The organism is Marvinbryantia sp., from assembly GCF_047017445.1.
GTDB lineage: Bacteria > Bacillota > Clostridia > Lachnospirales > Lachnospiraceae > Marvinbryantia.
The window spans coordinates 94,454-107,904 of sequence record NZ_JBKXTT010000015.1; the positions used below are offsets into that span (position 1 = coordinate 94,454).

Consider the following 13,451-nt stretch of genomic DNA (forward strand, 5'->3'; position numbering starts at 1 on the left):
GTACACTTTTTTGTTCTTTTTTATGCGTTTTCCTGCTGCGCCGTCTCATCCTCCGGCTCTCCCACCTTAGAAATCAGAATACAGTTCGGCGTATCGATCTTGATCGGTCTTCCCTTCATCACAAGCAGTCCTCTCTCATAATCGATTGTGAAGAAACGTATCTCGTTCGACTCATGATTGAGCGTCACCAGCGTCTTTTCATCCGGAAATACGTCGATGTCCTTCGGATATTTCCCGCTGATCGGCAGCGAAAGCACCTTCGTGAGCATACCATTTTCGGGATCGATCGAAAAAATAGAAACACTGTTGTCCCCGGCCGATGAGGTGTACAGATATTTTCCGCTCGGCGCAATGCGCAGACCGGAGCAGGCGCACCGCAGCTCCTTTTTATCCATACGGGAATCCTCCTTCTGGAGCAGCTCGAATTTGGGGATTTTCCCGCTTCCGTCGTAGGAATACACCAGTATTTCATTGCTCAGCTCGCAGTTTACATAGGCAAATCTGCCGTCCTTGCTGAAACGGATGAGACGCGGACCGGATTCCAGCTCACAGCGCACCACATCCAGCAGCTTTAATTTGCCGCTGGTTGGGTTTACCTTATAAATATTGATGTGGTCGATACCGCAGTCCACTACACAGAGGAATTTCTGATCCGGCGTCGGCATGACGCAGCTGATATGTGGACGGAAGTTGCGCTCCGCTACGCTGAAAAGCCCTTTGTGGAAGATACCGTCCATCACGCTGCCCAGACGGCCGTCCCGGTGTGTGTGGACAACCGTCACCTTGCCGTCGTGATAACCCGCCACAAACAGGAATTTGCCGCGATGGTCCGTCGAGAGGAAGCATCCTCTCATGCCGTCGATGCCGACCTTGTTGATCGGCGTGAGATCACCCGTTTCGGGATCTATCTTTAATACCTCCACGCCCTCATCCGCGATGGAGTATAAATATTTTCCGTTATCTGATTTGGTGAGATGCGATGCATTGTTCACCGGAACGACATCGCGCTCCGTCATGTAACCGTTTTCTACATCCAGATCGTATACATGAACGCCCACACTGCTGCCATGCGTGTAGGTTCCGACATACGCCACATATTTTTCTTTGTCCATAAACCGCCCGTCCTTTCCGCCGCTTCGCGCGGCTTCCTTTGATAAATATAACATATTTTTATCTGTTTGTTAAGAAGATTCTGCAAAATCTGCCGATATTCAGAAGCCCCCAGCCCTGCCTGCTGTGCGGCCGTCCGAGATCATCTGTGGTTTCCATCAGCCGCATTTTTACCTCCACATTTGTCAGCCATGGCTCCTGCGATAAAAGCAGCGCCGCCGCCCCGGAAACCATCGGCGTCGCCATGGAGGTGCCGCTTTTTCTGCAATACGCCTGCCCTCTCTGCCACAGGGCAGAGCAGGAGACGATGCCGGAGCCGGGAGCTACCACATCCGGCTTGCAGACGCAGTTTTTTGTCGGCCCTCTGCCGGAATATACCGGCGCGGAATCATCCGAGGAGCCAACCGTGATCACCTTGCGGCTGTTGCCGGGCGCTGTGATGGTCTGCGGCATCGGTCCCATATTTCCGGCGGCTACCACGACCACCAGCCCGGCGTCCCACGCCTCCTCCACCGCCTGCACCAGAAGCGCGTCCCTGCTGTCGCCCTCCTTTACCGTGCCGACAGAAATATTCATTACCCGGATACCGTACTCTTCCCGATGCCGAATCACCCAGCGGATGCCATTTATGACATCACTCCGCCTGCCGTTTCCGTTCCGGTCCAGCACCTTCAGACTCACGATCCTCGTCTCCGGCGCGATGCCCCGGTAATTTTTTGACAGTGCGCCATTTCCCGCGAGGATCCCGGTCACATGTGTTCCATGTCCGTAGTCGTCATACGGCGATGTGCGTCCGCCAATAAAGTCCCGGAAACAGACCAGGCGGTCGGCAAAATCCGGGTGACGCGCCGCGCCGGTATCCAGCACCGCCGCCGTGATTCCCCGTCCGGTGATCCCCCGCACCCACGCTTCCTCCGCATGAATGATCTTTCTCGCTCTGTTCATGGAATCCTCCTGCCCGCATAGTTCATCGTTTCTTTTCCAATGCTCCCTTAAACGCATGCTGCCGTCTGTGGGAGCTATAAATTACTATATGAAGCAGGGAAACGATTGTTTCTGCCCGGGACAGCCGTTACTGTTCAAAAAATGCTGTCACCAAATCCGCGCGTGGACGTATAGATTATTATATAGAAAGCAAATATGAAGGAGACAACCTATGCCGCAGCCTTCCCTGCAGGATAAAATATATTCGAATGATTATTTTGACGCGATCCTGCCCGTCACCATTTCCAACCAGAATTTTCTGGACACCTATGCGCATCTCGGCGCGCAGCTCCTTGGCGCGCGCTTCGGCATGATCCACCTGCGCAATGTCCCCGGCAGTCTGCCGCAGGGCATCAATTACTCCCTGACACCAAAGCTTTTCACCCCGCTGGACACCACCAGCCTGGAGGTGTCCGGTATCCTGCGCGTGCAGACGCAGCCCTCTCTCGGCTACCGGGGCGAGGGCGTCATTCTCGGCTTTCTGGATACGGGCATCGACTATACGCTGAAGGCTTTCCGCTCGCCCTCCGGCGATACGCGCATTCTCGGTATCTGGGATCAGACGCGTCCCTCCGACAGCCCGCCCTTCGACATCGGCTACGGAACGGAATACACCTATGAGGATATTAACCGCGCCCTGCGCTCCGACGCTCCCTACGATATTGTACAGCAGAAAGATGAGGACGGGCACGGCACCTTCGTAGCAGGCATTGCCGCCGGGAGCGAGGACGTTTCCGGCAGCTTTATCGGCGCTGCGCCAGCCTGTCAGATTGCCATGGTAAAACTAAAGCCCGCGAAACAAAATCTGCGCGATTTTTTTCTCATCCGCGACGATGCCGTCGCCTTCCAGGAATCCGACATCATGATGGGGCTGCGCTACCTGCTCTCCCTCGCCGTAAGCTACGATCTTCCGCTCGTCATCTGCATCAGTCTCGGCACAAACCAGGGCGACCACAGCGGAAATTCCCCGCTTGAGCGCTATCTCTCCTTTATTCTTGATTATCTTGGCTGCTTCTGCGTGACGGCGGCGGGCAACGAAGCCGGTCTTGCCCATCATTTTTACCAGGCACAGTCCACTTCTCCGGCCGCGCCCGCAACGGAGCTTCTGGTAGACGAGGACACCGACGGCGTATTTCTGGAAATCTGGGCGGATTCCCCAGATCTATACGGCGTTTCCATCACTTCCCCGCTCGGAGAGACGATCCCGCGCATTCCGCCCAGGCTGGGCACACGCAGCACCTACAGCTTCATCGCCGAGCGCACGGTTCTGGAGGTCTCCTACGAAATCGCCGAGTATACCTCCGGCGCGCAGCTTATCGTCCTGCGTTTTCTGCGCCCCACGCCCGGCATCTGGCGGATCAGCGTCTCCAGCGCGCAAACTCCGCTCGGTTCTTTTCATATGTGGCTTCCGGTAGACGGCTTTCTCTCCCCCGGCACAGTCTTTTTAAATCCGAACCCTTACACCACGCTCACCGTTCCGGCGACAGATGAAGCTGTCATCACGACGAGCACCTACGACGCCTACACGGGCAGCCTGTTTATCAATTCCAGCCGCGGCAACACGCGCACCGGCATGATCAAGCCCGACATCGCCGCGCCGGGCGTCGGCGTCTTTGGTCCGGCAACAAATCCTTTCAGTAATCTGCCGCCCCTAAATCCTTACATCCGACGTACCGGCTCCTCCATAGCGGCGGCCATTACGGCGGGTGCGGTCGCGCTGCTTTTAAATTGGAATCAGGATCAGCCCTCTCCGCAATTTATCACCAACCGCTCGGTAAAAGATTATCTGACGCGCGGAGCCGTCCGACAGAATGGCGTCGTCTACCCGAACCGCGAGTGGGGCTACGGCGCTTTAAATCTTTATCGCATTTTCGAAACTCTTATGTAACACACCAAAGCATATCTGCATATCTTGAAGTGTAAAGAAAATTCATGGAGGATTTATCATGAGTGATTTAACAGCTACAAACTGTGGATGCGGATGTGACAACAGCTGTGATAACGGCTGCGGAAACGGACGTTCTATTTTCGGCGGAGACTGCGGATGCTCAATCCTTTGGATTCTGATCCTGTTATCCATTTTCGGCAACGGTTTTGGCGGATGCGGCTGCGACAACGGCTGTGACAACAATAACAACTGCTGCTGGATCATCATCCTTCTGCTGCTCTTCTGCGGAAACGGCAACGGCTTTGGCTTCGGCGGATGCGGCTGCTAAGCTATCCTCAGGTTCAGTGAACGCCCCAAAAAGCCCGGCATAACAGCCGGGCTTTTTATGGCGTCGTTGATTCCACAGGCATCCTGCTCTCGCGGCAGGTCTGCGTTTCACTTTGGTCGGTGCTCGCGGGAAAAAGGGCGGCACTATGTCCGCGGGCCGCCCCGGCGCATACGCACCGTATTTTTTTGTTTACTCTTTATCTGTTTCCCTTTTGTCGCCTGTATGCCTTCCATGCCTTTCTGCTTTCGCAGCAGACACTCCTCATCCACCTCGTAAAACGCATTGCCGTCTATCACAATATGACTTTTCATATAAGCTCCTTTCTTCGATTTCCTATTCTACGTTATGTTCGATTTATCCGATTTGTGTATTCCGGCATAAAGCTGCCCATACCGGCATATACATGGTGGAAAAGAAGGTTAGGAGTTTTCTATGGAAGACGCTTCAAAAACGCCGCTGACTGCCGTGGACCGGATCGCGGACGGAGAAGGGCTTCAGATGGCAAAAGCGGCAATCCCCTATCTGCCCGGTTCCATCCAGAAAGCTTTTTCTGTTTATATCAAAATGATGGAGGTTTCCAATATTCTTTCCTATTATAATAATCCGGTGCACGCCTGCAGCGCGCCGTCCGCAAGCCCGGAGGAGATCTTAAACGATATTCTTCCGTACTGCACCGACGCACAGCGCCAGACGATCGACCAGGCGGTAAGCTTAATAAACACTTTAAAAATGTATCAGGAAATTCAGAAAATGTGAGGATAGACCATGGCAAATAATGATTTTAGCTGGATGAATAATCCGGCGCTGAAAAATATCGATGCGGCGAAGCTGCAGATGCTTATGACGCTCGCAAACCAGGGAAAGGGCAAATCACAAAAAGAGCTGCTGCCATTTCTCATGACAGCAGCATCTCAGGCAAAATCAAGCGGCAATTCCTTTACAAATGATGAAACGAATCTGATCCTGGAGGTCCTGAAGCAGGGAAAATCTCCAGAAGAAACCGCCAAAATCGAGCAAATGGTATCACTCGTGCAAAAAATGAAGCAGATGCGTTAGCTCTCTTCCTCAAGAATACACTCGCGCAGCATCGTCAGCGCCTTTACCACCGCACTCTCGCGGATCTTTGCGCGCTCCCCCTTAAAATGGAATTCCTTCACGGTAATCTTTCCACGATAGGAACATGCCATATAAACAAGTCCGACCGGTTTATCTTCCTCCGCTGCCGGACCGGCAAGACCCGTCAGAGAGATACAGACGTCGGAGCCGGTGATGAACGCGCCGTTCTTCGCCATTTCCTTTGCCGTTTTTTCGCTGACTGCACCGTAATCCTTCAGCGTCGTCTTCTTCACATCAAGCAGCTTCCTCTTGGCGCGGTTGCAGTACGTGACAAGCCCCTGCTTAAAAACATCGGAGGATCCCGGAACATTGGTCAGCCGCGCCGCCAGCATTCCGCCCGTGACAGACTCCGCCGTTGTGAGCGTCAGCTCCCGCGCGCGCATCATCTGAAGCACCGCCTGCTCTAAGGTCACCTGTTCATCCATCGTGTAGATGGCATTGCCAAAGCGGTTTTTCAGCTCCTTGACCATCGGCTTGATCAGCCGCTTTGCTTCTTTTTCATCCGGCGCGCTCGCAGTCACCCGCAGGTGCACCTCTCCGGTCTTTGCGTAAGTGGCGATCGTCGGATTTGTCTGACTGTCGATCAGATCCTTGATCTGTGTCTCCACCGCGCTCTCGCCCACGCCGCACAGCTTCACCATCACAGAGTAGATAACCTCCGGACGCTTCCTGTTCAGATAGGGGAAAATATCGTGCTCAAACATCGGCTTCAGCTCATTTGGCGGACCCGGAAGCAGGATCACGGATTTCCCGTTTTCCTCCATGATGATACCGGGCGCCGTGCCGTTGTGATTATCCACCACGATGCAGCCCTCCGGAACCATCGCCTGCTTCCAGTTATTTTCCGTGATCTTCTTCATGGAGCTGTTTTTAAAATACTCCTCAATAAGCTCGCGGGAGTGCTTATCTTCCACAAGCTTTTTCCCCATAACGCGCGCAGCAGTCTCCTTTGTGAGGTCGTCCTGCGTCGGTCCAAGACCGCCGGACAGGATCACGACGTCCGAACGTCCGAGCGCCGTTTTTAAGGTCTCCTCCAGACGTTTTTCATTATCTCCCACGGACGTCTCATAATAAAGCGACAGTCCCAGAAGGGCGCATTTTTCGGAAAGATACGCCGCGTTTGTGTTCACAATATTTCCAAGTAAAATCTCTGTGCCAACGGAAATCAGTTCTACGATCATGTTCTTCTCCTCTGCTTATGACTGCATACTCAAAACCTGTTTGTTTTTCCAGATATAATCAACCAGTGAAATAATCGTCAGTGCCAGCGCCAGCCAGATAAAAATCTGCTCAAGCACGGCAAACACTCCACCGAGATCGGCGATCAGCAGGATGATCATGATCATCTGTGCCGTGGTCTTAAATTTCCCCCACCAGCCAGCCGCGATCACGATTCCGTTGTCAGAGGCGATCAGACGAAAGCCGCTGATCGCAAACTCACGACTGATGATAATAATGACGATCCACGCTGGAAGCCTTCCGAGCTCCACCAGACAGATCATTGCGGCGCTTACCAGCAGTTTATCTGCCAGCGGATCCATAAATTTTCCAAAATTCGTTACCAGATGATTTTTTCTTGCCAGGTAGCCGTCCAGCCAGTCCGTCATGCTTGCGATCACAAAGATCGCCAGCGCAAGAAAGCGGAGGTTCCCTGATTTTCCAACCAGCATACAGATTACAAAGGGAATGATCAGAATCATTCTAAGAGTCGTCAGTTTATTCGGCAAATTCATTTTCTATCTCTCCTATCAAATCGTATTCCAGCGCGCCGGTAATGCGAACCCTCGCAAAATCACCGCTCATCAGTGTTTCCTGCGTCTCGATAAACAGATACCCGTCTATTCCTGGTGCATCGGCATACGTTCTCGCCACGTAGACATTTTCGTCTGTAAGATACCCCTCCACCATCGCGGTGACTACTCTGCCGCGGCAGGCGTCGTTTTTCTCAAATACAATCTCCTGCTGCAGTTCCATCAGCTCGTCCCTGCGCGCTTCCTTTACCTCCTGCGCGATCTGATCCTCCATCGCGGCAGCCGGGGTATCCTCCTCCTGGGAGTAGGTAAACACGCCAAGGCGTTCAAACTCCATCTCATCGACGAATGCCATCAGCTCCTCGTGATCCTCCTGCGTCTCCCCCGGAAAACCGGAGATCAGGGTGGTGCGCAGCGCGATGTCCGGAATCTCCCGGCGCAGCTTTGTAATGATTTCCACAAGCTGCTCCTTTGAGGTGCGCCGTCCCATCCGCTTTAAAATGCGGTTGCTTGCGTGCTGGATCGGCAGATCAAGATAATGACAGACCTTCTTTTCGTCCCGGATCGTCTCGATCAGCTCGTCGTAAATTTCTTCCGGGTAACAGTACAGCACACGGATCCAGCGGATGCCCTTTATCTTGCAAAGCTCCCTCAAAAGAAGATGCAGGCTTTTTTTCCCGTATAGATCCACGCCGTACAGCGTAGTCTCCTGCGCTACCAGGATCAGCTCCTTTACACCCTGCGCCGCAAGCTCCTCCGCCTGCGCCAGCAGCCGCTCCATCGGTACGCTGCGGAAATTGCCGCGGATTTTCGGGATGATGCAGTAGGTGCAGTGCTTGTCGCACCCCTCTGCGATCTTCAAGTGCGCATAGTGTCCTCCGGTCGTGACTACCCGTCCCGCATCCGGCATCGGCAGCCGCTCCAGCGTCTGAAAGTGCAGGTATTTCTGCCCCGCCAGTACCCTCTCCACCGTCTCCACGATTTCATCATAGGAAGAAGTGCCAAGCACGGCGTCTACCTCCCCGATCTCCGTCGTGATCTCCTCGCGATACCGCTGTGCCAAGCAGCCGGTGACGATCAGCGCCTTACAGGTTCCCTTTTTGCGGTACTCCGCCATCTCCAGGATCGTCTGGACGCTTTCTTCCTTTGCATCGTTAATGAAGCAGCAGGTGTTGATGATAATGATATCCGCCTGCTCCTCATCGTCCGTCATGGTGTAACCCTTTCTGGAAAGGAGACCGAGCATTTCCTCGGAGTCCACCAGATTTTTATCACAGCCAAGCGATATAAATAATATTTTCATTGTTATTCTCCATTGCCATTTTCCCCGTCTGCGTGAGCAACTGCGGTAATCTCATCGGTCACGTCAACGGCATCCGCCCGGACATCCGCCACATCGCAGCGGGCTGCTTCCGTCACCTTGCGAAGATGCTTCACCAGATAGCCGATCCAGAAAATACCGGCAAGATTCCCGACACCGTCCACGATCAGCGACACGCCGATCAGAACGACGATCACCTCCAGCCCCTCAAACGGATTTGCGACCAGCAGCGCGCCGATCACCAGCAGCGCCAGCGCAAAGATCAGCATAATGTACCATCTGTGAGAGCCGAAGCGCTTCAGATCAAAGGCATTCTGCAGCTTTACGACAGACCCGAGAAGCGCCACAATGCCGAGCGCAAACGGAATGATCTCCAGCACATACTCCATTTTCAAAAGGATGTACACACCGGTGGCGATGCCGACGATGCCGCATACCATATCCATCTGCATTACGCTCTGCAGCTTATCCTTCACAAAATACATGATCAGATGCGCACAGCCGAAAATGATCATACCGACGCCAAAAACGTAGCAAAATGTTTTTACCGAAATATCCGGCCAGATCAGCAGCACCAGTCCAAGTACGATGTAAGCTGCCGACAGTACGCAAAAACTCTTTTTTACTTCTCTGACCTGTTCCATAATATGTCCTCCTGGACTTTTCTCAGATTTTCCTACTGCTCCTCTGCCGGCTCTTCCTCGGCTGACTCTTCTGATGCCGGCGTTTCCGTTTCCTCTGCTGCCCCGTCCTGTACATCCGCGGATGCTTCGTCTGTCTCCTGCATCTCAGCAATCTCAAGCTCTTCTGCCGCGTCCCCTGGAAGGATCTTAATCAGTCCCTTGCTCAGCTCATCTACCGCAATGCTGAGCGGCTTGTTGATCGCCGGCATGGACAGCGGCTTTCTTCCGTCGATAAGCTGTCTCGCCCTCTTTGCCGTCGCCAGAACGATCGAATAGCGGCTGTTTACTACCGGCTCTTCTCCCGTTTCAGTTGCCTCGCTGTTGACTACCTTGATCAGTTCTGCATAAGATGGATGTAACATAAATTTTTCCTCCTCATAATTAATCCTGTTATTTTAGATGATTTTCCGTGATCCCCTGCGGCATCACTTAAATTTTTTCATATCCTCCTGAAGCGCTTTCACAAATTCCTCATTGCGCCCGACGCGGAAATGCTCGCTCTGGATGATCGCGTGCGTCTCCTCCACGCACTCGTCGATATCGTCGTTGACCACCAGATAATCATATTTCAGAATGTAATCCGTCTCCTCGACTGCGCGGTGCAGGCGCTTCTTTATGACATCAAGTGTCTCCGTGCCGCGCCCCGTAAGCCGTTTCTGCAGTGTGTCCGCATCCGGCGGAACCACAAACAGAAGCAGCGTATCCGGGAATTTCTCCTTGATCTTTAATGCGCCCTGCATCTCGATCTCCAGGATAACATCCTTGCCCTCCGCAAGCTTTTGCTCCACATAGGCGCGCGGCGTGCCGTAGAAATTCTCCACATACTGCGCGTACTCGATCAGCTCCTCCGCCCGGATCATCTCCTGGAATTCCTCTTTTGTCTTAAAAAAATAGTGTACACCGTCCACCTCTCCCGGACGCGGGCTGCGCGTGGTCGCCGATACGGAGAGCGCGTAATTGTCGTATTTTTCCAGCAGTGCAGAGACAAGCGTCCCCTTTCCTGTTCCGGCAAACCCGGAAATCACCAGCAATATTCCTCTAGCCTTCATCGTTCTCCCCTTTTCCGTCGTCTCCCATCGTCTGAAACCGCTTCGCCAGCGTCTCCGGCTGCAGCGAGGACAGGACAATATAATCGTTTTCCGTGACAATGACGGATTTGGTGCGCCTTCCCTGCGTGGCGTCGATCACCTTGCCAAGCTGTCTGGCATTCTGGACCATACGCTTCACCGGCGCCGCCTCCGGACCGACTACGGCAATGATTTTCGCCGTATTTATCACATTTCCAAAACCAATATTCATTAATCTAGCCAACTTCTCTCCCACCTATTCAATGTTCTGGATCTGTTCTCTCACTTTTTCAATTTCTGTTTTTAAATTAATCGCCAGGTTGGAGGTCTCCAGGTCGTTTGCCTTGGACAAAATGGTATTCGCCTCCCGGTTCATCTCCTGCGCGATAAAGTCAAGCTTTCTGCCGACTCCTCCGCCGCGCTCCAGCTCTGCGCGCATACTGTCGATATGGCTCTTTAAACGAACCGTTTCCTCGTCCGTGCAGATCTTGTCCGCAAACAGCACCACCTCGGCGGCGATCCTGCCCTCCTCGATCTGCGTATCTCCCAGAAGCTCGTGCACCTTATCGGTCAGCTTCTCGCGGTAGGCCGCAATGATCTGCGGGAAGCGCGTCTCCACCGCATTGACGTCGCTTTGCATGCCGTCCAGCTTTTCGAAAAGGTCGCGCTTTAAAGCTTCGCCCTCGCGGATGCGGCTCTCCGAAAACTGTGCGCATGCTTCCTGCAGCGCACCCTCCAGGATCGCCCAGAGCTCCTTTTCATCCACCACCTGCTCCTCCATCGTCAGAACCTCCGGACATCTGCCAAGCGTGGATACGCTGATATCGTCCTCCAGCCCAAAAACCTCCGACATCTGCCGGAAGTACCGGAGATATTCCGCGGCAATCCCCTCGTTGTATTTCAGGGAAACGTTTTCCTCCGTCATGTCCTCATAGGAAATAAAGACGTCCACCTTTCCTCTCTGAATATGGTTTTTCAGATATCCGCGGACTGCCGATTCAAAAAAGCTGAGCTTTTTTGGCATTTTAATGCTGACGTCAAAATACCGGTGATTTACCGCCTTCATCTCCACTGTAAATTTTCGTTCGCCCCGCTGATTTTCCCCGCGGCCGAACCCTGTCATGCTTTTTATCATTTTTTTAGTACCCTTTTTACGTATTATGGCATAAATAACCACTCTAAAACATTATACGGCAATTTGATTTTTCAGTCAATCGCTAATCATCATTCATTTCTAAAACCTTTGTAAACGAAAAACTTGCTTGTTTCCGGTGCATCTGCTATAATAAACGACACTATAAAGATGAAAGTTTTATGCAGATGAAGGGCTTGAAATCTTCCACCCCTTCTGTTTTATTTAGAAAGGATAATCAAAATGGCTTTAGATGGAATTGTAATCTCTGCGATGGTGCAGGAGCTTAAAAGCTGCATTCTTGGCGGAAGGATCAGCAAAATCGCCCAGCCTGAGCCGGACGAGCTGATGCTTACCATAAAAAACGAGCGCAAAAACTACCGTCTGCTGATCTCCGCGGGCGCAAGTCTTCCGCTCATCTATTTTACCGAGACAAATAAACCGGGGCCCTTAACCGCCCCAAATTTCTGTATGCTGCTGCGCAAGCATATCAGCGGCGGAAAAATCCTTGACGTCCGCCAGCCTGGTCTGGAGCGTATCATTCATTTTGATATCGAGCATTTAAACGAGCTTGGCGACGTCTGCCAGAAAACGCTCACTGTGGAGATCATGGGCAAGCACAGCAATATTATCTTCTGCAGCCCGGACGGGACGATCATCGACAGCATCAAGCATATTTCCTCGCAGGTCAGCTCCGTGCGCGAGGTGCTGCCGGGACGCCGGTATTTTATTCCGGATACCCAGAGCAAGCTTGATCCCTTCAGCGTCACGCTTGACGCCTTTACGCAGGCAGTTTCCGGCAAACCGATGCCGCTTGCAAAGGCAATCTACACGACCTTCACCGGCATCAGCCCGCTGATCGCCGAAGAGCTATGCCACCGCGCCTCGCTTGAATCCGCCCGCAGCGCGAACAGCTTTTCTGAAAACGAGCTGCTGCATCTGTTCCGCCAGTTTGAGCTTTTAATAGACAGTGTGAAGGAGCATGAGTTTACGCCCTGCATCTTCACCCGCGGAAGCGAGCCGGTCGAATTTTCCGTACTGCCGCTCACGATGTACAGCGACCTTCCGGGGACGCCCTGCGAAAGCGTTTCCGAAATGCTGGAGACTTACTACGCGGCGAAGAATACCATCACGCGCATCCGTCAGAAATCAGTCGATCTGCGCAAAATTGTGCAGACCTCTCTGGATCGCGAGCGCAAGAAATACGACCTGCAGCAAAAGCAGCTGAAGGACACGGAAAAGCGCGACAAATACCGCGTGTACGGCGAGCTGATTAACACCTACGGCTACGGGCTGGAGCCGGGCGTCAAAAAATTCACGGCGCTGAATTACTACACAAACGAGGAGGTCACGATCCCGCTTGACGAGACACTAACTCCACAGGAAAACGCCAAGAAATATTTTGACAAATACAGCAAGCAGAAGCGTACCTATGAGCATTTAAGCGGACTGATCCACGAGACGGAGGATGAGATCTCTCATCTGGAGTCTATCTCGACCGCTCTCGACATCGCACTCTCGGAGGAGGATCTTGTACAGATAAAAGAAGAGCTGGTGCAGTACGGATATATCCGCCGCCACGCCGGAGCGAAGCGCGTGAAAATTACCTCAAAGCCGTTCCACTATATTTCCTCGGACGGCTTCCATATCTACGTCGGAAAAAACAATTATCAGAACGAGGAGCTCACCTTCAAATTTGCCACCGGAAACGACTGGTGGTTCCACGCAAAGGGCGCTCCCGGCTCGCATGTCATCGTGAAAGCAAACAACGAGATGCCGCCCGACTCTACCTTCGAGGAAGCGGCGCGCCTTGCCGCCTACTATTCCAAAAACCGCGCGGCGGAAAAGGTGGAGATCGACTATGTGGAAAAGAAACATGTAAAAAAAGTGAACGGCGCAAAGCCGGGATTTGTCATCTATCATACCAACTATTCTATGGTGATCGATTCGGATATCCGCGGAATAAAAGAAGTGAAAGCATAATGAAAAAAACCTTGATCTCTCAAGGTTTTTTTCTATGGAGCTGTGCGCTCAATATCCGAACTCGAGATAGTGAGCGTATTGTTCCCCG

16 protein-coding genes are annotated in these 13,451 nt (G+C 52.7%); 5 read left to right on the plus strand and 11 right to left on the minus strand.

The window, feature by feature from the left end; genetic code table 11:
- Positions 1 to 20: 20 nt before the first annotated feature.
- Both ACLU9Q_RS15815 and ACLU9Q_RS15820 read right to left on the minus strand, forming a co-directional pair.
- Positions 21 to 1,112 carry a lactonase family protein gene (locus ACLU9Q_RS15815; protein ID WP_296834257.1) on the minus strand — a complete coding sequence of 364 codons (1,092 nt, stop codon included), beginning with the start codon at positions 1,110 to 1,112 and terminating at the stop codon, positions 21 to 23.
- 58 nt (positions 1,113 to 1,170) lie between these two features.
- The gene (locus ACLU9Q_RS15820) at positions 1,171 to 2,055 is read right to left on the minus strand and encodes a S8 family peptidase (RefSeq protein WP_296907008.1); all 885 of its coding nucleotides are present in this window, start codon (positions 2,053 to 2,055) and stop codon (positions 1,171 to 1,173) included.
- 211 nt (positions 2,056 to 2,266) lie between these two features.
- Here ACLU9Q_RS15820 and ACLU9Q_RS15825 point away from each other — a divergent pair, with 211 nt between their 5' ends.
- Together ACLU9Q_RS15825 and ACLU9Q_RS15830 are read left to right on the plus strand one after the other, a co-directional pair.
- Positions 2,267 to 3,982 (plus strand): S8 family peptidase, encoded by a 1,716-nt coding sequence (locus ACLU9Q_RS15825; protein WP_296907011.1) that lies wholly within the window; start codon positions 2,267 to 2,269, stop codon positions 3,980 to 3,982.
- A 58-nt stretch (positions 3,983 to 4,040) separates the two neighbouring features.
- Positions 4,041 to 4,310, plus strand: coding sequence for a chorion class high-cysteine HCB protein 13 (locus ACLU9Q_RS15830; protein WP_296907014.1), 270 nt, complete (start codon positions 4,041 to 4,043; stop codon positions 4,308 to 4,310).
- 143 nt (positions 4,311 to 4,453) lie between these two features.
- On the opposite strand, the gene ACLU9Q_RS15835 is transcribed toward ACLU9Q_RS15830, so the two are convergent.
- A complete protein-coding gene (locus ACLU9Q_RS15835) occupies positions 4,454 to 4,621 on the minus strand; it encodes a hypothetical protein (protein WP_296907016.1) in 168 nt (55 codons plus the stop codon).
- Between the two features lie 121 nt (positions 4,622 to 4,742).
- Here ACLU9Q_RS15835 and ACLU9Q_RS15840 point away from each other — a divergent pair, with 121 nt between their 5' ends.
- Together ACLU9Q_RS15840 and ACLU9Q_RS15845 are read left to right on the plus strand one after the other, a co-directional pair.
- Positions 4,743 to 5,066 carry a hypothetical protein gene (locus tag ACLU9Q_RS15840; RefSeq protein WP_296907019.1) on the plus strand — a complete coding sequence of 108 codons (324 nt, stop codon included), beginning with the start codon at positions 4,743 to 4,745 and terminating at the stop codon, positions 5,064 to 5,066.
- Between the two features lie 9 nt (positions 5,067 to 5,075).
- Positions 5,076 to 5,366, plus strand: coding sequence for a hypothetical protein (locus tag ACLU9Q_RS15845; protein ID WP_296834171.1), 291 nt, complete (start codon positions 5,076 to 5,078; stop codon positions 5,364 to 5,366).
- Here ACLU9Q_RS15845 and ACLU9Q_RS15850 read toward each other — a convergent pair.
- The 8 genes from ACLU9Q_RS15850 to ACLU9Q_RS15885 all read right to left on the minus strand — a co-directional run bounded on the left by ACLU9Q_RS15850 (position 5,363) and on the right by ACLU9Q_RS15885 (position 11,383).
- A complete protein-coding gene (locus ACLU9Q_RS15850) occupies positions 5,363 to 6,607 on the minus strand; it encodes a competence/damage-inducible protein A (RefSeq protein ID WP_296907022.1) in 1,245 nt (414 codons plus the stop codon). The two genes, ACLU9Q_RS15845 and ACLU9Q_RS15850, sit on opposite strands and share 4 nt — an antisense overlap.
- A 15-nt stretch (positions 6,608 to 6,622) precedes the next feature.
- Positions 6,623 to 7,159 (minus strand): CDP-diacylglycerol--glycerol-3-phosphate 3-phosphatidyltransferase, encoded by a 537-nt coding sequence (gene pgsA / locus ACLU9Q_RS15855; protein WP_296907025.1) that lies wholly within the window; start codon positions 7,157 to 7,159, stop codon positions 6,623 to 6,625.
- Positions 7,143 to 8,480 (minus strand): 30S ribosomal protein S12 methylthiotransferase RimO, encoded by a 1,338-nt coding sequence (gene rimO / locus ACLU9Q_RS15860; RefSeq protein WP_296907028.1) that lies wholly within the window; start codon positions 8,478 to 8,480, stop codon positions 7,143 to 7,145. The genes pgsA and rimO overlap by 17 nt, the downstream gene beginning before the upstream one ends.
- Positions 8,481 to 8,482: 2 nt before the next feature.
- Positions 8,483 to 9,142 carry an HdeD family acid-resistance protein gene (locus tag ACLU9Q_RS15865; RefSeq protein ID WP_296834181.1) on the minus strand — a complete coding sequence of 220 codons (660 nt, stop codon included), beginning with the start codon at positions 9,140 to 9,142 and terminating at the stop codon, positions 8,483 to 8,485.
- A gap of 32 nt (positions 9,143 to 9,174) precedes the next feature.
- Complete coding sequence (gene rpoZ / locus ACLU9Q_RS15870; protein WP_412625611.1) at positions 9,175 to 9,543, minus strand: DNA-directed RNA polymerase subunit omega; 369 nt, start codon at positions 9,541 to 9,543, stop codon at positions 9,175 to 9,177.
- 63 nt (positions 9,544 to 9,606) lie between these two features.
- Entirely contained in the window at positions 9,607 to 10,230 is a 624-nt protein-coding gene (gmk, locus tag ACLU9Q_RS15875) for a guanylate kinase (RefSeq protein WP_296907036.1), read from the minus strand.
- Entirely contained in the window at positions 10,220 to 10,492 is a 273-nt protein-coding gene (locus ACLU9Q_RS15880) for a DUF370 domain-containing protein (protein WP_296907039.1), read from the minus strand. The genes gmk and ACLU9Q_RS15880 overlap by 11 nt, the downstream gene beginning before the upstream one ends.
- Before the next feature lie 12 nt (positions 10,493 to 10,504).
- Positions 10,505 to 11,383: a YicC/YloC family endoribonuclease gene (locus tag ACLU9Q_RS15885; protein WP_296907042.1), complete on the minus strand. Its 879-nt coding sequence runs from the start codon at positions 11,381 to 11,383 to the stop codon at positions 10,505 to 10,507.
- Positions 11,384 to 11,623: 240 nt separating this feature from the next.
- Between ACLU9Q_RS15885 and ACLU9Q_RS15890 the strand changes: the two genes are divergently transcribed.
- Positions 11,624 to 13,363 (plus strand): NFACT family protein, encoded by a 1,740-nt coding sequence (locus ACLU9Q_RS15890; RefSeq protein ID WP_296907047.1) that lies wholly within the window; start codon positions 11,624 to 11,626, stop codon positions 13,361 to 13,363.
- Positions 13,364 to 13,451 lie beyond the last annotated feature (88 nt).